The following is a 22,359-nucleotide window of genomic DNA, read 5'->3' as shown; positions in this document are numbered from 1 at the left end:
AGCAAAACTTCGCAGCACACTTATTCAGTGTACTCTGAAGTTTTCTTGTTTTTTGCAGTAAAGATGGTGGAGCTATGCGGGATCGAACCGCAGACCTCCTGCGTGCAAAGCAGGCGCTCTCCCAGCTGAGCTATAGCCCCATCGTTTTTATCTCTGACCGTAATTTCTGTTGAGGCAAGGCGTGGTGACACGAAGCATACTGAAGTATGTGAGTGTCGCCGCAACGCAGCATCAGCAGAAATTTGGTAGGCCTGAGTGGACTTGAACCACCGACCTCACCCTTATCAGGGGTGCGCTCTAACCACCTGAGCTACAAGCCTGCAGAGATTTTTTACTGCTAATTTTCATCAGACAATCTGTGTGGACACTTCAAGGAACGGTTCTTTAAGGTAAGGAGGTGATCCAACCGCAGGTTCCCCTACGGTTACCTTGTTACGACTTCACCCCAGTCATGAATCACAAAGTGGTAAGCGCCCTCCCGAAGGTTAAGCTACCTACTTCTTTTGCAACCCACTCCCATGGTGTGACGGGCGGTGTGTACAAGGCCCGGGAACGTATTCACCGTAGCATTCTGATCTACGATTACTAGCGATTCCGACTTCATGGAGTCGAGTTGCAGACTCCAATCCGGACTACGACATACTTTATGAGGTCCGCTTGCTCTCGCGAGGTCGCTTCTCTTTGTATATGCCATTGTAGCACGTGTGTAGCCCTACTCGTAAGGGCCATGATGACTTGACGTCATCCCCACCTTCCTCCAGTTTATCACTGGCAGTCTCCTTTGAGTTCCCGGCCTAACCGCTGGCAACAAAGGATAAGGGTTGCGCTCGTTGCGGGACTTAACCCAACATTTCACAACACGAGCTGACGACAGCCATGCAGCACCTGTCTCACGGTTCCCGAAGGCACCAAAGCATCTCTGCTAAGTTCCGTGGATGTCAAGAGTAGGTAAGGTTCTTCGCGTTGCATCGAATTAAACCACATGCTCCACCGCTTGTGCGGGCCCCCGTCAATTCATTTGAGTTTTAACCTTGCGGCCGTACTCCCCAGGCGGTCGACTTAACGCGTTAGCTCCGGAAGCCACGCCTCAAGGGCACAACCTCCAAGTCGACATCGTTTACAGCGTGGACTACCAGGGTATCTAATCCTGTTTGCTCCCCACGCTTTCGCACCTGAGCGTCAGTCTTCGTCCAGGGGGCCGCCTTCGCCACCGGTATTCCTCCAGATCTCTACGCATTTCACCGCTACACCTGGAATTCTACCCCCCTCTACGAGACTCAAGCTTGCCAGTTTCAAATGCAGTTCCCAGGTTGAGCCCGGGGATTTCACATCTGACTTAACAAACCGCCTGCGTGCGCTTTACGCCCAGTAATTCCGATTAACGCTTGCACCCTCCGTATTACCGCGGCTGCTGGCACGGAGTTAGCCGGTGCTTCTTCTGCGAGTAACGTCAATTGCTGTGGTTATTAACCACAACACCTTCCTCCTCGCTGAAAGTACTTTACAACCCGAAGGCCTTCTTCATACACGCGGCATGGCTGCATCAGGCTTGCGCCCATTGTGCAATATTCCCCACTGCTGCCTCCCGTAGGAGTCTGGACCGTGTCTCAGTTCCAGTGTGGCTGGTCATCCTCTCAGACCAGCTAGGGATCGTCGCCTAGGTGAGCCGTTACCCCACCTACTAGCTAATCCCATCTGGGCACATCCGATGGCAAGAGGCCCGAAGGTCCCCCTCTTTGGTCTTGCGACGTTATGCGGTATTAGCTACCGTTTCCAGTAGTTATCCCCCTCCATCAGGCAGTTTCCCAGACATTACTCACCCGTCCGCCACTCGTCAGCAAAGCAGCAAGCTGCTTTCTGTTACCGTTCGACTTGCATGTGTTAGGCCTGCCGCCAGCGTTCAATCTGAGCCATGATCAAACTCTTCAATTTAAGTTTGATGCTCGTGAATTAAACTTCGTAATGAATTACGTGTTCACTCAGAGACTTGGTATTCATTTATCGTCTTGCGACGTTAAGAATCCGTATCATTGAGTGCCCACACAGATTGTCTGATAAATTGTTAAAGAGCAGTTGCAACGCGGCTTTACGCTCACCGTTGCGAGGTCCCGTATAATACGTTTTCCTCTTTCAGAGTCAACCCCATTTTCAAGGATTTTTCTCTTCAACCGAACCGGCTGTTTGTGTGAAGTGATTCACATCCGCCGTGTCGATGGAGGCGCATTATAGGGAGTTTGCTTCTTAGCACAAGGCCTTTTTAGATCTTTTTTTCTGACTGCTGTTTTTTCAAACTCTTTGCCTTCTAACTGCGCAATTTGCTTAAATTTTGAGGTGAGAAACCGTGAAATCGAGGCAATAATGATCGTCTGTTCCCTAAAACGATCGTTTTAAAGAGGTAATCATGGCCGCAGACTTACGCCACTATAAAGATCTTTTCCCAACCATTGGCGCTCGCGTGCTGATTGATCCCACAAGCGTAGTGATTGGCGACGTTCGAATTAGCGATGACGTCAGTATCTGGCCGCTGGTCGCCATTCGTGGCGATGTTAATTATGTCCAGATTGGCGCGCGCAGCAATATCCAGGACGGTAGCGTTCTCCACGTGACCCATAAATCGGCGCATAACCCGGACGGTAATCCGCTCATCATTGGCGACGACGTCACTGTTGGGCACAAAGTGATGTTACACGGCTGCACCGTGGGCAATCGGGTTCTGGTCGGGATGGGGTCTATCTTGCTGGACGGCGTGGTGGTTGAGGATGACGTCATGATTGGCGCGGGTAGTCTGGTGCCGCAGCATAAGCGCCTGGAAAGTGGCTATCTTTATCTGGGCAGCCCGGTTAAACAGATCCGCCCATTAAAAGCGTCTGAACTGGAAGGGTTGAAATACTCGGCCAACAACTACGTGAAATGGAAAGATGATTATCTGAATCAGGATAACCAGACCCAGCCTTGATTATCTTCCTGCTGGTCGCGGATAAGATCGCTGGCTTCCTCTTCCAGGTCCCAGCGATTTTCCTGAAACAGCGCTAACCATGCCTGAGGCGTTTCACCGCCAAAACGGGCGATCATCGTTTCGCGGCGGATGGCACACATTAGTTGCATGCCCTGTACCAGTGCCGGAAAACAGACGGCACACTGGTTGTCATCCCAGTGCTCACGATCGGGAAACTGTATAGCCTGGTTCATGCGCGCAACGCCTGCTTCATTTGTTCAATCACCGGTTCGATTTCCGGCAGCACGCCATGCCAGAGCAATACCGCATGTGCCGCCTGCCCCACCAGCATACCCAATCCATCAGCACACTGTTTTGCCCCATGCTGTCGACACCAGGCGAGGAACGGTGTATCTCCTTTCTGGTAGAACATGTCGTAGCAATAAAGAGAAGGATGAATCAGCGATGCCGGGATCGCCGGAATGTCGCCGTTAATGCCGCTGGACGTCGCATTGATAATTAAATCAAATTCATGTCCTTCCAGCGCATCCAGCCCCAGCGCCTTGACGCTGCCCGTATGCGCAAAAAGCTGAGCCAGCTCTTGCGCACGGGATGCGGTACGGTTGGCAATGGTGACGGCGCAATCCATCGAGAGCAGCGGCAGCAGGACACCGCGCGTGGCGCCGCCCGCCCCCAGCAGCAGAATTCGTAGCCCCGGTCGGATAAAGGAGAGGCGCTCAAGGTCGCTCAGCAAACCGATGCCATCAGTGTTATCCCCCAACAAACGCCCGTCTTCCAGTCGCTTGAGCGTATTTACCGCCCCTGCCAGCGCAGCGCGCTCGGTCAGCTCATCTGCCCGGGCGAACGCTTCTTCTTTAAAAGGTACGGTGACGTTCGCCCCCTTCCCCCCTTGCGCAAAGAAAGCATTGAGCGTGTTAACAAAATCATCAAGCGGCGCCAGCACGCGCCCATAAGGATGAGTAATGTTCAGCTGCTGCGCAAACTGTTGATGAATAAAAGGCGATTTACTGTGCGCAATCGGGTTACCAAAGACGGCATAGGTTTCCATGAGTTACCCCTGGCGGAAAAGTTCGCCCGTCAGGGCATCACGGATTTCAGATGGATTGAGTCGACCACCGGTCAGTGCATCCACCACCGGGAAGGCATCGCCAAATTGCTGGCGAACTTCTTCTGTTGTGCGGCACGGCGGCTGACCGGTAAGGTTCGCGCTGGTCGAGACCAGCGGTTTACCGTACGCATTACAAAGTTCGATGACCACCGGATGATCGGTAACGCGCACGGCGAGGGAGTCAAATCGCCCCGTCAGCCAGGCAGGCGTAGTGGCTTTAGCCGGGAACACAAAGGTGACCGGTCCTGGCCAGCAGGCAAATACTGCATCACGCTGTGCGGGAGTTAACGCGGCATCATCAATATACGGTTTCAGTTGCTCGAAACTCGCCGCAATCAGGATCAGCCCTTTTTCAACCGGGCGTTGTTTGAGTTCCAGCAGCCGATGAACGGCGGTTTCACTGTCAGGGTCGCAACCGACACCAAACACGGCTTCGGTTGGGTAAGCGATGACTTCTTTATTCTTCAGAGCGACAACCGCACGCTGTACGGCTTCTGATGGCAGGTTATTATTCACTGATTTATTCCGCCGGGATCGGCTTTCCACATTGTTTACTGGCGCAGTAGCGTTTCAGGCCATGCGCCGTTTTCTTTTCGATAAGCAGCGGGTAATGACACTCTGGACACTCGCCCGCAACAGGGGTGAAGTTAAGCACAAACTGACACTCCGGATAGCGATCGCAGGAGTGAAACGTTTTGCCATAGCGTGAACGGCGCTGAACCAGATGCCCTTGCTGGCACTGTGGGCAGGCGATAGCCGTTTCATCAGGTTTGTCGATAAGTTCGGTATGCTCGCAGGCCGGATACTGGCTGCAACCAATAAACATCCCAAAACGCCCCTGACGAAGCGCCAGCTCGGCGCCACATTCCGGGCACAACTGCCCCTCCAGAATTTTGACGATATGTCCATCCGCCTGACTCTTCAGGGGACGGACATAGTCACACTCTGGATAATGGGAACAACCAAGAAACGGCCCATGCTTGCCGGACCGTATTACCAGTTCAGCCCCGCACTGCGGGCAGGGCTCATTTTTACGCACTGTAAAGAGTGCTGATTTGGCCATAACAACTCTTACTGCTGCACCATCGAATTAGTGCAGCATACCTTCATTCACGTCGAAGAGTAATTCTTCCATTTGTTGATACGCGTTTTCACACCCCGGAAGATTGAACAGAACCATCAGAATCACCCATTTGAGGTCTTCCAGTTCGAACTCTGCGGTATCCAGAGCCATCACGCGTTCAATCACCATTTCTCGCGTTTCGAGGTTTAGCACCTGAATCTGTTCCAGGAATAACAAGAATCCCCGACAACTGGCATCCAGTCTCTGGCTCTCTTCCGCCGTAAAGATGCGAACAGAAAGCGGATCGGAAGCCAACTGCATCGGTTCGACAAGCCCTTCCTGATAATCAGCGAGCTTCTCCAGCCACATCAACGCGTTGAAAATGTCCTCACGTTCAAAACCTGCCTCGGTGAGATCCCGTGTCAGTTTATCCTGATCCACGCGCATTTCAGCTTCGTTATGGATGTAAGTTTCAAACAAGTACAGTAGTACGTCGAACATGGCATGCCCTCCTTAATCGGACATAGCCGCCGGGTACAGCTGCGATCCATCCTGCTAACTCCAGTTCGAGTAGCTGAGCCACGGTCACTGGCACAGGTTGGCCGGCACGTTCAGCGACGACGTCAACAGGTGTTACCTCATCTCCTACGTTAGCCAGGAGCTCAGGAAATGGCAATGCTACAGAATCCTGATCTGGTGAATATTTTGACGTATCCTGCGCATTTTCAGTCTGAAAAAGCGCAATTTGCCTGATTTCGAGAATATCTTCGGGCGACGTAACCATTATCGCCCCCTGCTGAATCAACCAGTGCGGCCCTTCGCAGCCGGGATTACCCAGCGGCCCCGGAATCGCATAGACGTCTCGCCCTTGATCCAATGCGCAACGCGCCGTCACCAGCGAACCACTTTTCAACGCCGCTTCAACCACCAGCACACCGCGACTAAGCCCACTGATAATACGATTACGCCGCGGAAAATTATGCGGCAACGGCGTCATCGCGAGGGGAAACTCCGAGACCAGCGCGCCGCCAGACGCCACAATGTCATCCGCCAGCTGGCGATGCCGATGTGGATAGATGTGGCTCAGGCCATTACCCAATACGGCGATGGTCTTGCCCGCCATACGCAATGCACTGCGGTGGGCAACCGCATCAATGCCCAGCGCAAGTCCGCTGGTAATGGTCACGCCCTGCTGCGCAAAGGCTTCGCAAAACACGCGCCCCCAGCGTTCGCCGTACCATGAGAAGCTCCGGCTACCGACTACCGCCAGCTGATAAGAGCTCAGCAGCGACAGGTTTCCGCGAACGAAAAGCGCGGCAGGATAATCGCTGATGGCCCGCAGCGCTGTGGGATAGAAAGGTGAACTGGCCAGCAGCAGATGATTATCATGCTGCGAGAGCCAGTGTTCGCTGTCACTAACCTCTTGCGCTGTCATCGAAAAAAAACGCGCCGCCTGCTTCGCGGTTAACCCAACGTCGCGCAGGTTTTTCAACGTCACCGTCGCTTCACGAATCAGGGTTTCGGCGATGTTTTTCATCCTGTCGCCGTATAGATCGTTTACCTTTATCAGGCGAAGCCATATCTCTGTAGGTGACATCCTTTTCCCCTTGCCACAAGCGGCATCAGCAATCTTTGCGATTGGTCACTGATGCTGTCAATTAGAGGGGGTTTTGTCTAGAATAGAGATAATATTCTTTCCAACTCCTGAACAGAACTCTGGAGATTTATGGCAGTTTTGCAAGTGTTACATATCCCGGACGAGCGTCTTCGCAAAGTCGCTAAACCGGTTGAAGAAGTGAATGCAGAAATTCAGCGTATCGTCGATGATATGTTCGAAACCATGTACGCCGAAGAAGGTATTGGCCTGGCGGCAACGCAGGTGGATATCCATCAGCGCATTATCGTGATTGATGTTTCTGAAAATCGTGATGAGCAACTGGTGCTGATCAACCCGGAGCTGCTGGAGAAATACGGCGACACCGGTATTGAAGAAGGTTGCCTGTCGATTCCGGAACAGCGTGCGCTGGTTCCGCGTGCTGAGCAGGTAAAAATCCGTGCGCTCGACCGTAACGGTAAAGCCTTCGAACTGGAAGCAGACGGCCTGCTGGCTATCTGTATCCAACACGAAATGGACCATTTAGTCGGTAAATTGTTTATCGATTATCTGTCCCCGCTGAAACAGCAGCGTATTCGTCAGAAAGTCGAGAAACTGGATCGCCTGAACGCGCGTGCCTAAGGATAAGGATCAACGTGTCTGATTCACTACGTATCATCTTTGCGGGTACCCCCGATTTTGCAGCGCGTCATCTTGACGCGCTGTTGTCGTCTGAACACCAGGTGGTGGGCGTGTTTACTCAGCCCGATCGCCCGGCGGGACGCGGCAAAAAACTGATGCCGAGCCCGGTAAAAGTGCTGGCCGAAGAGAAAGGCGTACCGGTATTTCAGCCGGGTTCGCTGCGTCCTCAGGAAAATCAACAGCTGGTTGCCGATTTACAGGCTGACGTCATGGTCGTGGTCGCCTATGGGTTAATCCTGCCAAAAGCGGTGCTTGATATGCCGCGTCTGGGCTGCATTAACGTGCACGGTTCCTTGCTGCCGCGCTGGCGTGGCGCTGCGCCTATTCAGCGTTCGCTGTGGGCAGGCGACGCCCAAACCGGCGTGACCATCATGCAGATGGACGTTGGCCTTGATACGGGCGATATGCTGCATAAGCTCTCCTGCCCAATCACTGCCGACGATACCAGCGGCAGCCTGTACGATAAGCTGGCCGACCTGGGCCCACAAGGGCTGCTGCATACGCTGACTCAACTCGCCGCGGGAACCGCTAAACCGGAAGTTCAGGATGAGGCGCTGGTCACTTATGCTGAGAAACTCAGTAAAGAAGAAGCGCGCGTCGACTGGTCGCTCAGCGCGGCACAGCTTGAGCGCTGCATTCGCGCCTTTAATCCGTGGCCAATGAGTTACATCGTGATTGATGAACAGCCTGTGAAAATCTGGCAGGCGTCAGTCATCAATACCCCAACGAACGCAGCACCAGGCACCATTCTGGAAGCCAATCGCCAGGGTATTCAGGTGGCAACCGGCGAGGGCATTCTTAACCTGCTCTCTCTGCAGCCGGCGGGTAAAAAAGCCATGGGCGTGCAGGATCTCCTGAATTCGCGCCGGGAGTGGTTTATTCCCGGAAACCGTCTTGCCTGACGGTCACTCTCTTTTTTAAGCCCGGTGTCGCCGGGCATTTTTATTTTTGCGGTTATGAAAAAAAACATCAATTTACGCAGTCTGGCGGCGCAAACCGTCGAGCAAGTTGTCGAGCAGGGTCAATCGTTAAGTAACGTCCTGCCAGCCATGCAGCAAAAAGTGTCCGATAAAGATAAAGCCTTGCTCCAGGAGCTGTGCTTTGGCGTGTTGCGCACGCTTTCTCAGCTGGAATGGTTCATTCACAAGCTAATGTCGCGCCCGATGACGGGCAAACAGCGCACCGTCCATTATCTGATAATGGTGGGGATCTACCAGCTGCTGTACACGCGCATCCCGGCGCACGCCGCGCTTGCCGAAACGGTAGAAGGGGCTGTAGCCATCAAGCGTCAGCAATTGAAAGGGCTTATCAACGGCGTACTGCGTCAGTTTCAGCGTCAACAGGATGAACTGCTGGCCGAATTTGCTCAGACCGAAGTGCGTTATCTCCACCCTTCCTGGCTGGTAAAACGTATTAAAAAGGCGTATCCGCAACAGTGGGAAGCCATTCTTGAGGCCAATAACCAGCGCCCGCCGATGTGGCTGCGCGTGAACCGTAATCATCACACACGCGACGCATGGCTGGCGCTGCTGGCAGAAGCTGGGTTAACCGGCTTCCCGCATGCGGATTACCCGGATGCCGTACGCCTCGAAACACCAGCACCTGTGCATGCGCTACCGGGTTTTGATGAAGGTTGGGTAACCGTTCAGGATGCCTCCGCGCAGGGTTGCATGACGTATCTGCAACCCGAAAATGGCGAGCAGATCCTCGACCTCTGCGCCGCGCCCGGCGGCAAAACGACCCACATTCTGGAAGTGGCGCCTGAGGCCAATGTCATGGCCGTCGATGTTGATGAAAAACGCCTGTCGCGCGTCTATGACAACCTAAAGCGCCTGGGCATGAAAGCGACGGTGAAACAGGGTGATGGCCGCTTCCCTGAGCAATGGTGTGGTGAACAGAAATTTGATCGCATTCTTCTTGATGCGCCATGTTCCGCAACGGGTGTCGTACGCCGTCATCCGGATATTAAGTGGCTACGCCGCGATCGCGATATTCCGGAACTGGCGCAGTTGCAGGCTGAAATCCTCAATGCGACCTGGGCGCACCTCAAACCTGGCGGCACGCTGGTCTACGCGACCTGCTCCATTCTACCGGAAGAGAACAGCGAACAAATTGCTGCCTTCCTGCAACGCACACCGGATGCCGTGTTGAGTGAAACCGGCACGCCAGAACAGCCCGGTAAACAGAATTTACCTGGCGCAGAAGAAGGCGATGGCTTCTTTTACGCTAAGCTAATCAAAAAATGATGAGATAACGGGTCGCGACTGATGAAAATTATCATTCTGGGCGCAGGGCAAGTAGGCGGTACGCTGGCTGAAAACCTGGTTGGAGAGAATAACGACATCACTATTGTGGATACCAATAGCGAGCGTCTGCGTGGTTTGCAGGACAAGTTTGACCTGCGCGTCGTCCAGGGGCACGGTTCTCATCCACGTGTGCTGCGTGAGGCCGGTGCCGACGATGCCGATATGCTGGTTGCCGTAACCAGCTCGGACGAAACCAATATGGTGGCCTGCCAGGTCGCCTATTCCCTCTTTAACACACCAAACCGTATCGCCCGCATTCGCTCACCCGACTACGTCCGTGACGCGGAGAAGCTTTTCAATACTGACGCGGTGCCAATCGATCACCTGATTGCGCCTGAGCAACTGGTTATTGATAGCATCTATCGCCTGATCGAATACCCAGGCGCGCTGCAGGTAGTGAACTTCGCTGAAGGGAAAGTGAGCCTCGCAGTGGTGAAAGCCTATTACGGCGGGCCGCTGGTTGGTAATGCGCTCTCGACCATGCGCGATCATATGCCACATATCGATACGCGTGTTGCAGCCATTTTCCGCCACGACACGCCGATCCGACCGCAGGGTTCAACCATTGTGGAGGCTGGCGATGAGGTGTTCTTTATCGCGGCATCCCAGCATATTCGCGCCGTCATGAGCGAATTACAGCGTCTGGAAAAGCCGTACAAGCGCATCATGCTGGTCGGTGGCGGTAACATCGGCGCGGGTCTGGCGCGTCGGCTGGAAAAAGACTACAGCGTGAAGTTGATCGAGCGAGATCAACAGCGTGCTGCTGAACTGGCAGAGAAGCTGCAAAATACGATCGTCTTCTTCGGCGATGCATCGGATCAAGAGTTGCTGGCAGAAGAACATATCGATCAGGTTGATCTGTTCATTGCCGTCACCAACGACGACGAAGCGAACATTATGTCCGCGATGCTGGCCAAGCGGATGGGCGCGAAAAAAGTGATGGTGTTGATCCAACGCCGCGCCTACGTTGACCTTGTTCAGGGGAGCGTGATTGATATCGCGATTTCGCCGCAGCAGGCCACTATTTCCGCCCTGTTGAGCCACGTGCGTAAAGCCGATATCGTCGGCGTTTCTTCCCTGCGTCGCGGGGTCGCTGAAGCCATCGAAGCCGTTGCTCATGGTGATGAAAGCACATCGCGCGTTGTCGGCCGAGTTATTGATGAGATAAAACTCCCACCGGGTACCATCATCGGCGCGATTGTGCGCGGAAATGATGTCATGATTGCCAATGATAATTTACGCATTGAGCAAGGGGACCATGTAATTATGTTCCTGACGGACAAAAAATTTATTACCGATGTCGAACGATTGTTCCAGCCAAGCCCCTTCTTCCTTTAATTACAAAAGGCGTTCTACGGAACGCTTTTTTATTAACCCTTTATTATTTAAGGCTAAATCTGTACGGCTGAATTATTGTTAATAATGGAAATTACATAAACATTTGTTAAACTTATAAACGTCAGCTGGCACAAGGAGAATAACATGAGCATTATTAAAGAGTTTCGCGAATTCGCGATGCGTGGAAACGTTGTTGATTTGGCGGTGGGTGTCATTATTGGTGCGGCGTTCGGTAAGATTGTATCGTCATTAGTCGCCGATATTATTATGCCACCGTTGGGCTTATTAATTGGCGGGATCGACTTTAAACAATTTGCGCTGACGTTACGCGACGCGCAGGGAGATGTTCCGGCTGTAGTCATGCACTACGGCGTGTTCATTCAAAATGTCTTTGATTTTGTGATCGTCGCTTTCGCTATCTTTATGGCGATCAAACTGATCAACAAACTGAATCGTAAGAAAGAAGAACCGGCAGCGGATCCGAAACCGACGAAAGAAGAAGTTCTGCTTTCTGAAATTCGCGACCTGCTGAAAGAACAGAATAACCGTTCTTAATCACGCCGCTAAAAGCAGAAGGCCAGTGGTAAAGAAGCGATTCGCTTGTTTGCCACTGGCCTCCCAGTTACCCCGTTTTGCATGTTTGGTTTTACGCAGATAACTTCCTTTCCCTTTTTTATTCTTCTCGACGCGCTGTCTGAACAGCGGGTCATGCAGTAGTGCCTCAATGGCGTTATCATTAATTTGCCCTTTCGTGTGTTGATAGCGGCTCATCATTTTCTCCTGATGGGTAATAATACGGCGCGAGTGTAGATGCGAACGGCGATAATTTCAACAGCCTTTAATATTGTTGTCAGCCCCCTGCTCCAGGGTCTCAAGGATAGAACAATAAACGCTACTATGTGCGGTTCCGCAGCAGGCATCATTCAGTTTCTTAAGCGACCGTTGCATTGATTGAAGCTCCTCAATGCGTGACTCCACTTCGCGAAGGCGCGCCTGGACAATACTCTTGGATTCCTGGCAGGTGTGATGTTCAGGGTCAACGCGAATTGAGAGCAACTCGCGGATCGCCTCAAGGGTAAAACCCAATTGGCGGGCATAGCGAATAAACTTCAGGCGCTGAAGATCGGTTCCGGTATACAGGCGAAATCCGCCTTCGGTACGAACTTCATGATCCATCATCTGCTGCTTTTCATAGTAGCGGATGGTATCGGGCGTCACACCTGCAAGCTTTGCCAGTTCACCAATGCGATACATAGATGATTACTCCTCATTAAACCGATTCATCAATTTCTCTGCGTACTCTCCACGCAGAAAATCGGTACTTATGCCAGCCTGGCGCAGTTTCAGTTCCATCAATGCGAGTCGACGACTTAATTCGTGATAGCGTTCATCTTCTTTGTGAATACCTTTCAGCAGATCGGCCAACGCCATCGCTTCTTTACGCTGCTCAAGCTCTGGCGGCAAGCAGCCCGCATTCTTCAACAAGCGATAGCCTGAGCGTAGTTCTTCAGGAACAGCCGAATCATCGTCCAGCGTCAAAGGCTCGCCCTGGCCGGGAAGATTATCGAACTCACCGTTACGCTGGGCATCAGCAATGTGACGCTCTGCCCACAGGTCGACTAACCACATGACAGCACTCCGGAATGAGCAGAAGGAATACAACTATTGTAGAGAGATGGGGGAAGGGGAGATATAAAAAAACCCGCCGAGGCGGGTTTTTTTACGTTACTACAGATTACTCTGCAGCAGCTTCTGCTTTCTCTGAACGATCAACCAGCTCGATGTAAGCCATCGGCGCGTTGTCGCCTGCACGGAAGCCACACTTCAGAATACGAGTGTAACCACCGGCACGGCTCGCGAAACGCGGGCCCAGTTCGTTAAACAGTTTTGCCACGATCTCGTTATCACGAGTACGGGCGAATGCCAGACGACGATTAGCAACGCTATCAGTCTTGGCAAGAGTAATCAGCGGCTCAACTACGCGACGCAGTTCTTTCGCTTTAGGCAGGGTCGTCTTGATGATTTCATGACGAACCAGTGAACCTGCCATGTTGCGGAACATAGCCTGGCGATGGCTGCTGTTGCGGTTCAGTTGACGACCACTCTTACGATGGCGCATGACCTTATCCTTCTCAGTAAAACCTTAACCTGTGATCCGGTTACTCGTCAGCAATGCTTGCCGGTGGCCAGTTTTCCAGGCGCATGCCCAGAGACAGTCCACGGGAGGCCAGCACGTCTTTAATCTCGGTAAGAGATTTTTTACCCAGGTTAGGCGTCTTAAGAAGCTCAACCTCGGTACGCTGTACCAGATCACCGATATAGTGGATAGCTTCTGCCTTAAGGCAGTTAGCAGAGCGGACAGTCAATTCCAGATCGTCAACAGGGCGCAGCAGGATCGGATCGAATTCTGGTTTCTCTTCTTTAACTTCTGGCTGACGTACATCACGTAAGTCAACAAAAGCTTCCAGTTGTTCAGCCAGGATGGTTGCCGCACGACGAATCGCCTCTTCAGGATCGATTGTGCCGTTGGTTTCCATTTCGATGACCAGCTTGTCCAGGTCGGTACGCTGTTCTACACGCGCTGCTTCAACATTGTAGGCAATACGCTCTACAGGGCTGTAGCAGGCGTCGACCAACAGACGGCCGATCGGGCGCTCATCTTCTTCCGAATGAATTCGGGAAGAAGCCGGCACATAACCGCGACCGCGCTGAACTTTGATACGCATGCTGATAGCTGCGTTTTCATCGGTCAGGTGGCAGATCACGTGCTGCGGCTTGACGATTTCGACATCACCGTCGTGGGTGATATCGGCTGCGGTCACAGGGCCAATGCCAGATTTATTCAAGGTAAGAATAACTTCATCTTTACCCTGAACTCTCACCGCCAGCCCTTTCAGGTTGAGCAGGATTTCCAGGATATCTTCCTGAACGCCTTCTTTGGTGCTGTACTCATGAAGTACACCATCAATCTCAACCTCGGTCACCGCGCAACCCGGCATCGATGAGAGCAGAATACGGCGCAGTGCGTTACCCAGAGTATGGCCAAAGCCACGCTCTAAAGGCTCAAGGGTCACCTTGGCGTGCGTCGAACTCACTTGCTCGATATCTACCAGGCGCGGTTTTAGAAACTCTGTCACAGAACCCTGCATTGTGTCCTCTCTTTGGTACTAAGCTTTACTTGGAGTAAAGCTCGACGATCAGGTGTTCGTTAATGTCCGCAGACAGATCAGAACGCTCAGGCTGACGCTTGAACGTGCCTTCCATCTTGCCAGCATCAACTTCCAGCCAGGTTGGCTTTTCACGCTGTTCAGCCAGCTCAAGAGCGGCTTTCACGCGAGACTGCTTCTTCGCTTTCTCACGGATGCTAACAACGTCATTCGCTTTAACCTGATAAGAAGCGATGTTAACAACACGACCGTTTACCATGATTGCTTTATGGCTAACCAGCTGGCGTGCTTCAGCACGAGTGGCGCCAAAGCCCATACGGTATACAACGTTGTCCAGACGACCTTCCAGCAGAGCCAACAGGTTTTCACCGGTGTTGCCTTTCAGACGTGCTGCTTCTTTGTAGTAGTTACGGAATTGACGCTCCAGCACACCGTACATACGGCGAACTTTTTGCTTCTCACGCAACTGCACACCATAGTCAGACAGACGCGGTTTACGCGCACCGTGCTGGCCAGGAGCTTGTTCAATTTTACACTTGGTATCGATCGCGCGAACGCCAGACTTAAGGAATAAGTCGGTGCCCTCACGACGGCTCAGCTTGAGCTTAGGACCCAAATATCTTGCCATTTTCTTTCTCCAACTAACCTGGAAAACGTAGCGTTATACGCGACGTTTTTTCGGCGGACGACAACCGTTATGAGGGATCGGAGTCACATCAGTAATGTTAGTGATGCGGAAACCTGCGGCGTTCAGAGCACGAATGGTAGATTCGCGACCCGGACCCGGACCTTTGACCATAACTTCCAGATTCTTGATGCCGTATTCTTTTACGGCTTCTGCGCAACGCTCTGCTGCAACCTGAGCTGCGAACGGAGTGGATTTGCGAGAACCACGGAAACCGGAACCACCGGCTGTTGCCCAACCCAGCGCGTTACCCTGACGATCGGTAATAGTCACGATGGTGTTGTTGAAAGAAGCATGGATATGAGCCACGCCGTCAGAGACTTGTTTTCTTACACGTTTACGTGCACGAATTGGTGCCTTTGCCATTATTCAATCACCCCGATTATTTCTTGATCGGTTTGCGCGGACCCTTACGGGTACGTGCGTTGGTCTTGGTACGCTGACCGCGAACCGGGAGACCACGACGATGACGCAAACCGCGATAGCAACCAAGATCCATCAGGCGCTTGATGCTCATGCTGATTTCACGGCGCAGATCACCTTCAACGACAAATTTGGCAACTTCGTCACGCAGCGTGTCGATTTGTTCTTCAGACAGCTCACTGATCTTAACATTTTCAGCGATGCCCGCCGCAGCTAAAATAGCCTTGGAACGGGTTTTGCCGACACCGAAGATCGAAGTTAATGCGATCACGGCGTGTTTTTGATCAGGAATGTTAATGCCTGCTATACGGGCCACTATGCACTCCTACTATTTAATATGTACGCACCATGCTGAAAAGCCCGTTTTCAGGATACTCAAATGGAAACGTACAGACATACAAAAGATTGGCTGGCTAATCTAGCCAGCTCAACCCAACTTTGCAAGAAAAATATGCGAATAAATCAGCCTTGGCGCTGTTTATGCTTCGGCTCGGCACTGCAAATCACACGGATGACACCATCACGCTTAACGATTTTGCAGTTACGGCATAATTTCTTGACGGAAGCACGAACTTTCATTTTTACTCTCCGTAACTTCTCGGGCGACCAATTATCGGCCGTAGCCTTTCAGGTTCGCCTTCTTCAATGCAGACTCGTACTGACTTGACATCATCAGAGTTTGCACTTGAGCCATAAAGTCCATAATCACGACAACAACGATAAGCAGTGAGGTCCCACCGAAGTAGAACGGTACTTTCATTGCATCACGCATGAACTCCGGGATCAGGCAGATAAAGGTAATATACAACGCACCAACCAGGGTCAGGCGGGTCATTACTTTATCGATATACTTCGCCGTTTGCTCTCCCGGACGAATTCCTGGTACAAATGCACCGGACTTCTTCAGGTTATCTGCTGTTTCACGCGGGTTGAAGACCAACGCCGTGTAGAAGAAACAGAAGAAGATGATCGCAGACGCATAGAGTAACACATAAAGTGGTTGCCCAGGCTGCAAATACAGCGAAATTGTTGTCAGCCAGTTCCAACCAGTCCCGCCCCCGAACCATGACGCGATGGTCGCCGGGAACAGAATAATACTGGAAGCGAAGATTGCCGGGATTACCCCTGCCATATTCACTTTCAGCGGTAAATGTGTGCTCTGTGCAGCATAGACACGACGACCTTGCTGACGTTTCGCGTAGTTTACCACAATGCGGCGTTGACCACGCTCAACAAATACAACAAAGAACGTCACTGCAAATACTAATACTGCAACCAACAGCAACAGGAGGAAGTGCAGGTCGCCTTGACGCGCTTGCTCGATAGTATGGGCAATGGCTGGCGGGAGTCCCGCAACGATACCAGCGAAGATAATGATTGAGATACCGTTACCGATACCGCGCTCAGTAATCTGTTCGCCGAGCCACATCAGGAACATAGTCCCTGTAACCAGACTTACAACAGCGGTGAAATAGAATGCAAAGCCTGGGTTAATTACCAGGCCCTGCATACCAGGCATATTCGGCAGACCGGTAGCAATACCGATCGACTGGAATATTGCCAGCACCAGAGTACCGTAGCGGGTGTACTGGCTGATCTTACGACGACCAGACTCCCCTTCTTTCTTAATTTCTGCCAGCGTTGGGTGAACCACCGTCAGCAGCTGGATAATGATCGACGCCGAAATATACGGCATGATCCCCAGAGCAAAGATAGAAGCACGGCTGAGAGCACCACCAGAGAACATGTTAAACATCTCAATGATGGTGCCTCGCTGTTGCTCAAGCAGTTTGGCAAGTACAGCGGCATCAATACCAGGGATCGGAATGAAAGAGCCAATACGGAACACAATAAGCGCACCGATTACAAACAGCAGTCTGCGTTTCAGCTCGCCTAAGCCACCTTTGGCACTTTGAAAATCTAATCCCGGTTGTTTAGCCATCTGCTACTTATTCCTCGATTTTACCGCCAGCAGCTTCGATAGCAGCACGAGCGCCTTTAGTAACACGCAGGCCACGAACAGTTACCGGAGTAGTGACTTCACCAGCCAGGATCACTTTCGCGAACTCGATCTGGATACCGATAATGTTAGCCGCTTTCAGCGTATTCAGGTCTACAACACCGCCTTCCACTTTCGCCAGGTCAGACAGACGGATTTCCGCTGTAATCGCTGCTTTGCGAGAAGTGAAGCCGAATTTCGGCAGACGACGGTACAGAGGCATCTGACCACCCTCGAAACCACGACGTACGCCACCGCCAGAACGAGACTTCTGACCTTTGTGACCACGACCGCCGGTTTTACCGAGGCCAGAACCGATACCACGACCCAGACGGCGACCCGCCTTTTTAGAGCCTTCGGCCGGAGACAGAGTATTTAAACGCATCTCTTACTCCTCAACTTTAACCATGAAGGAAACCGCGTTGACCATACCACGAACAGCAGGAGTATCCTCGCGTTCTACGGTGTGACCAATACGACGCAGACCCAGGCCAAGCAGCGTTGCCTTGTGTTTCGGCAGACGACCGATTGCACTGCGGGTTTGAGTAATTTTAATAGTCTTTGCCATGGTTTATTTCCCCAGAATTTCTTCAACGGATTTACCACGCTTGGCAGCGACCATTTCCGGAGATTTCATATTTTCCAGACCATCGATAGTTGCACGAACCACGTTAATCGGGTTGGTGGAACCATACGCTTTAGCCAGAACGTTACGAACTCCAGCGACTTCCAGAACGGCGCGCATTGCACCACCGGCGATGATACCGGTACCTTCGGAAGCCGGCTGCATGAATACACGAGAACCCGTGTGAGTACCCTTAACTGGGTGCTGCAGGGTGCCGGTATTCAGCGCGACGTTAATCATATTGCGACGGGCTTTTTCCATCGCTTTCTGGATCGCTGCTGGAACTTCACGCGCTTTACCGTAACCAAAACCTACGCGACCGTTACCATCGCCTACTACAGTCAGAGCTGTGAAGGAGAAAATACGACCACCTTTAACGGTTTTAGATACGCGGTTTACCGCGATCAGCTTTTCCTGCAGTTCGCCAGCTTGTTTTTCGATGTGAGCCATCTTACACCTCTACCTTAGAACTGAAGGCCAGCTTCACGGGCAGCATCTGCCAGTGCCTGGACACGACCATGATATTGGAACCCGGAACGGTCAAAGGATACATCTTTGATGCCTTTTTCCAGAGCGCGTTCAGCAACAGCTTTACCCACAGCTGCAGCCGCGTCTTTGTTACCGGTGTACTTCAGTTGTTCAGCGATAGCTTTTTCTACAGTAGAAGCAGCTACCAGAACTTCGGAACCGTTCGGTGCAATTACCTGTGCGTAAATATGACGCGGGGTACGATGTACCACCAGGCGAGTTGCGCCCAGCTCCTGGAGCTTGCGGCGTGCGCGGGTCGCACGACGGATACGAGCAGATTTCTTATCCATAGTGTTACCTTACTTCTTCTTAGCCTCTTTGGTACGCACGACTTCGTCGGCGTAACGAACACCCTTGCCTTTATAAGGCTCAGGACGACGGTAGGCGCGCAGATCCGCTGCAACCTGGCCGATCACCTGCTTATCAGCGCCTTTCAGCACGATTTCAGTTTGAGTCGGACATTCAGCAGTGATACCCGCAGGCAGCTGATGGTCAACCGGGTGAGAGAAACCTAAAGACAGGTTTACTACATTCCCTTTAACCGCTGCACGATAACCTACACCAACCAGCTGTAGCTTCTTAGTGAAGCCTTCGGTAACACCGACAACCATTGAGTTCAGCAGGGCACGCGCGGTACCAGCCTGAGCCCATCCGTCTACGTAACCATCACGCGGACCGAAGGTCAGTGCATTATCTGCATGTTTAACTTCAACAGCATCGTTGAGAGTACGAGTCAGCTCGCCGTTTTTACCTTTGATCGTAATAACCTGACCGTTGATTTTTACATCAACGCCGGCAGGAACAACGACCGGTGCTTTAGCAACACGAGACATTTTTTCCTCCGATTAGGCTACGTAGCAGATAATTTCGCCACCAAGACCAGCTTGGCGCGCTGCACGATCAGTCATAACACCTTTAGAGGTAGAAACAACTGCGATACCCATGCCGGCCATAACTTTCGGCAGCTCATCTTTACGTTTGTAGATGCGCAGACCTGGGCGGCTGACACGCTGAATGCTTTCTACAACAGCTTTACCCTGGAAATACTTGAGAGTAAGTTCCAGTTCCGGCTTGGTGTCGCCTTCAACTTTAAAATCTTCAATAAAACCTTCTTCCTTCAGCACGTTGGCAATTGCCACTTTCAGCTTGGAGGAAGGCATGGTGACCGCAGCTTTGTTCGCGGCCTGACCGTTACGGATACGGGTCAGCATATCCGCGATCGGATCTTGCATGCTCATCTGTCTTTACTCCCGTGATTCAATTGGTAATTACCAGCTAGCCTTTTTCAAGCCTGGTACTTCACCGCGCATAGCGGCTTCACGAAGCTTAATACGGCTCAACCCGAACTTGCCCACATAACCATGCGGACGACCTGTTTGACGGCAGCGGTTACGCTGACGAGACGGGCTGGAATCACGCGGCAGACTCTGCAGCTTCAGAACAGCGTTCCAACGATCTTCATCGGAAGCGTTCACATCAGAGATGATAGCTTTCAGTTCAGCGCGTTTAGCGAAGAATTTATCAGCTAAAGCTACGCGTTTTACTTCGCGTGCTTTCATTGATTGCTTAGCCATTCAGTAACCCTTACTTGCGGAACGGGAAGTCAAAGGCAGCCAGCAGAGCACGGCCTTCTTCGTCAGATTTCGCAGTAGTGGTAATGGTAATATCCAAACCACGCACGCGGTCGACTTTATCGTAGTCGATTTCTGGGAAGATGATCTGCTCACGGACACCCATGCTGTAGTTACCACGGCCATCGAATGACTTAGCGGACAGGCCACGGAAGTCACGGATACGTGGTACAGCAATAGTGATCAGGCGCTCAAAGAACTCCCACATGCGTTCGCCACGCAGAGTTACTTTACAGCCGATCGGATAGCCCTGACGGATTTTGAAGCCTGCAACTGATTTGCGTGCTTTGGTGATCAGCGGTTTTTGACCGGAGATTGCTGCCAGGTCAGCTGCTGCGTTATCCAGCAGTTTCTTGTCAGCGATCGCTTCACCAACACCCATGTTCAGGGTGATCTTCTCGACCCGAGGGACTTGCATGACAGAATTGTAGTTAAACTCAGTCATGAGCTTGTTAACTACTTCGTCTTTGTAGTAATCATGCAGTTTCGCCATCGTACTACTCCAAATTACTTGATAGTTTCGCTGTTAGACTTGAAGAAACGGACTTTTTTGCCGTCTTCGAATCTAAAGCCTACACGGTCGGCCTTGCCGGTTGCCGCATTGAAGATTGCAATGTTAGAGATCTGAATAGCTGCTTCTTTCTCAACAATGCCGCCTGGTTGGTTCAGGGCCGGAACCGGCTTCTGATGTTTTTTAACCAGGTTGATACCTTCAACAATGACCTTGCCGGAAGACAGGACATTTTTTACTTTACCGCGTTTACCTTTATCTTTACCGGTTAACACGATAACTTCGTCATCACGACGGATCTTCGCTGCCATGATTCGCTCCTTAGAGTACTTCTGGTGCCAGAGAGATAATTTTCATGAACTTCTCGTTACGAAGTTCACGAGTTACCGGCCCAAAAATACGCGTACCGATAGGCTGCTCGCTGTTATTGTTTAAAATAACGCATGCATTACCATCGAAGCGAATGACAGAACCGTCCGGGCGACGAACACCCTTCTTGGTGCGCACCACTACCGCCTTCAGCACATCACCTTTTTTGACCTTACCACGCGGAATTGCTTCCTTGATGGTGATCTTGATGATGTCGCCTACGCCTGCGTAGCGACGGTGCGAGCCACCCAGAACCTTGATACACATTACGCGACGTGCACCGGAGTTGTCGGCGACGTTCAGCATAGTCTGTTCTTGGATCATTTTAGTGCTCCGCTAATGTCAACTACTACTGAGACCCGAAAATCAGGCCATTAAAAAGCCCCATATATCGAGGGCGCGGCATTATAACACCACTCTCAAGATATGGGTAGAAAAAATAAACGGCTCATCGCTGAGCCGTTTATTCGTATCGAGAACGAGTACTGTATTACAGAACCGCTTTCTCTACAACGCGAACCAGCGTCCAGGACTTAGTCTTGGACAGCGGACGGCATTCGCGGATTTCAACCACGTCACCGGTACCGCATTCGTTGTTCTCGTCATGTACGTGCAGTTTGGTCGTACGTTTGATGAATTTACCGTAGATCGGGTGTTTCACAAAACGTTCGATAGCAACAACAATGGATTTCTCCATTTTCGCGCTAACGACGCGACCTTGCAGAGTACGGATTTTATCGGTCATTACGCACCCGCCTTCTGAGTCAGTAAAGTCTTAACACGTGCAACATCACGACGCACTTGCTTCAGCAGATGAGTCTGTTGCAGCTGGCCACTTGCAGCCTGCATGCGCAGGTTGAACTGCTCACGCAGCAAGTTCAGCAGCTCAGCGTTCAGATCTTCAACGCTTTTTTCACGCAGCTCTTTTGCTTTCATTACATCACCGTCTTAGTTACAAAGGTGGTTTTGATCGGCAGTTTCGCGGCTGCGAGGCCGAATGCTTCACGGGCCAGCTCTTCCGGTACACCGTCCATTTCATACAGGACTTTGCCCGGCTGAATCAAGGCAACCCAATACTCCACGTTACCTTTACCTTTACCCATACGAACTTCAAGAGGCTTCTCGGTAATCGGTTTGTCCGGGAATACACGGATCCAGATTTTACCTTGACGCTTCACTGCACGGGTCATAGCACGACGTGCTGCTTCGATCTGACGTGCAGTCAGACGACCACGGCCAACAGCTTTCAGACCGAAAGTGCCGAAGCTAACATCCGTACCCTGCGCCAGACCGCGGTTACGGCCTTTGTGCACTTTACGGAATTTTGTACGCTTTGGTTGTAACATCAGCGACG

General features: G+C 51.8%; 35 protein-coding genes, 2 tRNA genes and 1 rRNA gene. 6 read left to right on the top strand and 32 right to left on the bottom strand.

The window, feature by feature from the left end; genetic code table 11:
- Positions 1–64 precede the first annotated feature (64 nt).
- The 3 genes from G163CM_RS20170 to G163CM_RS20160 form a co-directional block, all read right to left on the bottom strand.
- Positions 65–140, bottom strand: a tRNA-Ala gene (locus G163CM_RS20170).
- 103 nt (positions 141–243) lie between these two features.
- Positions 244–320: transfer RNA gene (locus G163CM_RS20165), tRNA-Ile, on the bottom strand.
- A 70-nt stretch (positions 321–390) separates the two neighbouring features.
- Positions 391–1,932, bottom strand: a 16S ribosomal RNA gene (locus G163CM_RS20160).
- A gap of 469 nt (positions 1,933–2,401) precedes the next feature.
- On the opposite strand from G163CM_RS20160, the gene G163CM_RS20155 reads away from it, so the two are divergent.
- Positions 2,402–2,956: a gamma carbonic anhydrase family protein gene (locus G163CM_RS20155; RefSeq protein WP_015962762.1), complete on the top strand. Its 555-nt coding sequence runs from the start codon at positions 2,402–2,404 to the stop codon at positions 2,954–2,956.
- Here G163CM_RS20155 and G163CM_RS20150 read toward each other — a convergent pair.
- The 6 genes from G163CM_RS20150 to dprA are packed head-to-tail and all read right to left on the bottom strand — an operon-like array spanning position 2,932 to position 6,724.
- A complete protein-coding gene (locus G163CM_RS20150; RefSeq protein WP_231826070.1) occupies positions 2,932–3,189 on the bottom strand; it encodes a DUF1488 family protein in 258 nt (85 codons plus the stop codon). The genes G163CM_RS20155 and G163CM_RS20150 overlap by 25 nt on opposite strands.
- Positions 3,186–4,004, bottom strand: a complete 819-nt coding sequence (gene aroE, locus G163CM_RS20145) for a shikimate dehydrogenase (protein WP_231826069.1) — start codon at positions 4,002–4,004, stop codon at positions 3,186–3,188. The genes G163CM_RS20150 and aroE overlap by 4 nt, the downstream gene beginning before the upstream one ends.
- 3 nt (positions 4,005–4,007) lie before the next feature.
- A complete protein-coding gene (gene tsaC / locus G163CM_RS20140; protein WP_231826068.1) occupies positions 4,008–4,580 on the bottom strand; it encodes an L-threonylcarbamoyladenylate synthase type 1 TsaC in 573 nt (190 codons plus the stop codon).
- A 4-nt stretch (positions 4,581–4,584) separates the two neighbouring features.
- Positions 4,585–5,127 (bottom strand): DNA topoisomerase family protein, encoded by a 543-nt coding sequence (locus tag G163CM_RS20135; RefSeq protein ID WP_108477155.1) that lies wholly within the window; start codon positions 5,125–5,127, stop codon positions 4,585–4,587.
- Positions 5,128–5,154: 27 nt separating this feature from the next.
- A complete protein-coding gene (gene smg, locus G163CM_RS20130; RefSeq protein WP_015962757.1) occupies positions 5,155–5,628 on the bottom strand; it encodes a DUF494 family protein Smg in 474 nt (157 codons plus the stop codon).
- A complete protein-coding gene (gene dprA / locus G163CM_RS20125) occupies positions 5,600–6,724 on the bottom strand; it encodes a DNA-protecting protein DprA (RefSeq protein ID WP_231826067.1) in 1,125 nt (374 codons plus the stop codon). The genes smg and dprA overlap by 29 nt, the downstream gene beginning before the upstream one ends.
- Before the next feature lie 129 nt (positions 6,725–6,853).
- On the opposite strand from dprA, the gene def reads away from it, so the two are divergent.
- The 5 genes from def to mscL all read left to right on the top strand — a co-directional run bounded on the left by def (position 6,854) and on the right by mscL (position 11,622).
- Positions 6,854–7,363: a peptide deformylase gene (def, locus tag G163CM_RS20120; protein WP_231826066.1), complete on the top strand. Its 510-nt coding sequence runs from the start codon at positions 6,854–6,856 to the stop codon at positions 7,361–7,363.
- Positions 7,364–7,377: 14 nt separating this feature from the next.
- Positions 7,378–8,325 carry a methionyl-tRNA formyltransferase gene (gene fmt / locus G163CM_RS20115; RefSeq protein ID WP_231826065.1) on the top strand — a complete coding sequence of 316 codons (948 nt, stop codon included), beginning with the start codon at positions 7,378–7,380 and terminating at the stop codon, positions 8,323–8,325.
- Positions 8,326–8,379: 54 nt separating this feature from the next.
- Entirely contained in the window at positions 8,380–9,669 is a 1,290-nt protein-coding gene (rsmB, locus tag G163CM_RS20110) for a 16S rRNA (cytosine(967)-C(5))-methyltransferase RsmB (protein WP_231826064.1), read from the top strand.
- Positions 9,670–9,690: 21 nt separating this feature from the next.
- Positions 9,691–11,067 (top strand): Trk system potassium transporter TrkA, encoded by a 1,377-nt coding sequence (gene trkA / locus G163CM_RS20105; protein WP_015962752.1) that lies wholly within the window; start codon positions 9,691–9,693, stop codon positions 11,065–11,067.
- 144 nt (positions 11,068–11,211) lie between these two features.
- Positions 11,212–11,622 carry a large-conductance mechanosensitive channel protein MscL gene (gene mscL, locus G163CM_RS20100; RefSeq protein ID WP_015962751.1) on the top strand — a complete coding sequence of 137 codons (411 nt, stop codon included), beginning with the start codon at positions 11,212–11,214 and terminating at the stop codon, positions 11,620–11,622.
- On the opposite strand, the gene G163CM_RS20095 is transcribed toward mscL, so the two are convergent.
- The 23 genes from G163CM_RS20095 to rplP all read right to left on the bottom strand — a co-directional run bounded on the left by G163CM_RS20095 (position 11,623) and on the right by rplP (position 22,351).
- A complete protein-coding gene (locus G163CM_RS20095) occupies positions 11,623–11,838 on the bottom strand; it encodes an alternative ribosome-rescue factor A (protein WP_015962750.1) in 216 nt (71 codons plus the stop codon).
- Between the two features lie 57 nt (positions 11,839–11,895).
- Positions 11,896–12,321, bottom strand: a complete 426-nt coding sequence (gene zntR, locus G163CM_RS20090) for a Zn(2+)-responsive transcriptional regulator (protein WP_015962749.1) — start codon at positions 12,319–12,321, stop codon at positions 11,896–11,898.
- A gap of 6 nt (positions 12,322–12,327) precedes the next feature.
- Positions 12,328–12,696 (bottom strand): DnaJ family domain-containing protein, encoded by a 369-nt coding sequence (locus tag G163CM_RS20085; protein WP_015962748.1) that lies wholly within the window; start codon positions 12,694–12,696, stop codon positions 12,328–12,330.
- A 106-nt stretch (positions 12,697–12,802) separates the two neighbouring features.
- On the bottom strand, positions 12,803–13,186 hold the full coding sequence (gene rplQ / locus G163CM_RS20080; RefSeq protein WP_001216368.1) for a 50S ribosomal protein L17: 384 nt from the start codon (positions 13,184–13,186) through the stop codon (positions 12,803–12,805).
- 40 nt (positions 13,187–13,226) lie between these two features.
- Positions 13,227–14,216: a DNA-directed RNA polymerase subunit alpha gene (locus tag G163CM_RS20075; protein WP_015962747.1), complete on the bottom strand. Its 990-nt coding sequence runs from the start codon at positions 14,214–14,216 to the stop codon at positions 13,227–13,229.
- 25 nt (positions 14,217–14,241) lie between these two features.
- A complete protein-coding gene (gene rpsD, locus G163CM_RS20070; RefSeq protein ID WP_002919224.1) occupies positions 14,242–14,862 on the bottom strand; it encodes a 30S ribosomal protein S4 in 621 nt (206 codons plus the stop codon).
- Positions 14,863–14,895: 33 nt separating this feature from the next.
- Positions 14,896–15,285: a 30S ribosomal protein S11 gene (gene rpsK / locus G163CM_RS20065; RefSeq protein WP_002919257.1), complete on the bottom strand. Its 390-nt coding sequence runs from the start codon at positions 15,283–15,285 to the stop codon at positions 14,896–14,898.
- 16 nt (positions 15,286–15,301) lie between these two features.
- Positions 15,302–15,658, bottom strand: a complete 357-nt coding sequence (gene rpsM, locus G163CM_RS20060; RefSeq protein ID WP_149464956.1) for a 30S ribosomal protein S13 — start codon at positions 15,656–15,658, stop codon at positions 15,302–15,304.
- A gap of 146 nt (positions 15,659–15,804) precedes the next feature.
- Positions 15,805–15,921, bottom strand: a complete 117-nt coding sequence (rpmJ, locus tag G163CM_RS20055) for a 50S ribosomal protein L36 (protein ID WP_000868187.1) — start codon at positions 15,919–15,921, stop codon at positions 15,805–15,807.
- Between the two features lie 31 nt (positions 15,922–15,952).
- Complete coding sequence (secY, locus tag G163CM_RS20050; protein ID WP_015962746.1) at positions 15,953–17,284, bottom strand: preprotein translocase subunit SecY; 1,332 nt, start codon at positions 17,282–17,284, stop codon at positions 15,953–15,955.
- A gap of 7 nt (positions 17,285–17,291) precedes the next feature.
- Positions 17,292–17,726: a 50S ribosomal protein L15 gene (gene rplO / locus G163CM_RS20045; protein WP_015962745.1), complete on the bottom strand. Its 435-nt coding sequence runs from the start codon at positions 17,724–17,726 to the stop codon at positions 17,292–17,294.
- Between the two features lie 3 nt (positions 17,727–17,729).
- A complete protein-coding gene (gene rpmD, locus G163CM_RS20040) occupies positions 17,730–17,909 on the bottom strand; it encodes a 50S ribosomal protein L30 (RefSeq protein ID WP_001140434.1) in 180 nt (59 codons plus the stop codon).
- 3 nt (positions 17,910–17,912) lie between these two features.
- Positions 17,913–18,416, bottom strand: a complete 504-nt coding sequence (rpsE, locus tag G163CM_RS20035) for a 30S ribosomal protein S5 (protein ID WP_015962744.1) — start codon at positions 18,414–18,416, stop codon at positions 17,913–17,915.
- A 14-nt stretch (positions 18,417–18,430) separates the two neighbouring features.
- A complete protein-coding gene (gene rplR, locus G163CM_RS20030) occupies positions 18,431–18,784 on the bottom strand; it encodes a 50S ribosomal protein L18 (RefSeq protein WP_000358960.1) in 354 nt (117 codons plus the stop codon).
- Positions 18,785–18,793: 9 nt separating this feature from the next.
- A complete protein-coding gene (rplF, locus tag G163CM_RS20025; RefSeq protein ID WP_015962743.1) occupies positions 18,794–19,327 on the bottom strand; it encodes a 50S ribosomal protein L6 in 534 nt (177 codons plus the stop codon).
- Between the two features lie 12 nt (positions 19,328–19,339).
- Positions 19,340–19,732: a 30S ribosomal protein S8 gene (gene rpsH, locus G163CM_RS20020; RefSeq protein WP_003031127.1), complete on the bottom strand. Its 393-nt coding sequence runs from the start codon at positions 19,730–19,732 to the stop codon at positions 19,340–19,342.
- A 30-nt stretch (positions 19,733–19,762) separates the two neighbouring features.
- Positions 19,763–20,068 carry a 30S ribosomal protein S14 gene (rpsN, locus tag G163CM_RS20015; RefSeq protein WP_003863291.1) on the bottom strand — a complete coding sequence of 102 codons (306 nt, stop codon included), beginning with the start codon at positions 20,066–20,068 and terminating at the stop codon, positions 19,763–19,765.
- 10 nt (positions 20,069–20,078) lie between these two features.
- Positions 20,079–20,618 carry a 50S ribosomal protein L5 gene (gene rplE / locus G163CM_RS20010; protein WP_007702494.1) on the bottom strand — a complete coding sequence of 180 codons (540 nt, stop codon included), beginning with the start codon at positions 20,616–20,618 and terminating at the stop codon, positions 20,079–20,081.
- Positions 20,619–20,632: 14 nt separating this feature from the next.
- Complete coding sequence (gene rplX / locus G163CM_RS20005; protein WP_015962742.1) at positions 20,633–20,947, bottom strand: 50S ribosomal protein L24; 315 nt, start codon at positions 20,945–20,947, stop codon at positions 20,633–20,635.
- A 10-nt stretch (positions 20,948–20,957) separates the two neighbouring features.
- Complete coding sequence (gene rplN, locus G163CM_RS20000; RefSeq protein ID WP_000613954.1) at positions 20,958–21,329, bottom strand: 50S ribosomal protein L14; 372 nt, start codon at positions 21,327–21,329, stop codon at positions 20,958–20,960.
- A 166-nt stretch (positions 21,330–21,495) separates the two neighbouring features.
- Complete coding sequence (rpsQ, locus tag G163CM_RS19995; protein WP_015962741.1) at positions 21,496–21,750, bottom strand: 30S ribosomal protein S17; 255 nt, start codon at positions 21,748–21,750, stop codon at positions 21,496–21,498.
- Entirely contained in the window at positions 21,750–21,941 is a 192-nt protein-coding gene (rpmC, locus tag G163CM_RS19990; RefSeq protein ID WP_015962740.1) for a 50S ribosomal protein L29, read from the bottom strand. The genes rpsQ and rpmC overlap by 1 nt, the downstream gene beginning before the upstream one ends.
- A complete protein-coding gene (gene rplP / locus G163CM_RS19985) occupies positions 21,941–22,351 on the bottom strand; it encodes a 50S ribosomal protein L16 (protein ID WP_002919759.1) in 411 nt (136 codons plus the stop codon). The genes rpmC and rplP overlap by 1 nt, the downstream gene beginning before the upstream one ends.
- Between the last annotated feature and the right edge of the window lie 8 nt (positions 22,352–22,359).

Origin of the sequence: Pseudocitrobacter corydidari, assembly GCF_021172065.1 — a bacterium.
GTDB classification, from domain to species: Bacteria; Pseudomonadota; Gammaproteobacteria; order Enterobacterales; family Enterobacteriaceae; genus Pseudocitrobacter; species Pseudocitrobacter corydidari.
The sequence above is the reverse complement of the archived record's forward strand: the minus strand, read 5'-3'. Positions and strand labels throughout refer to the sequence as shown.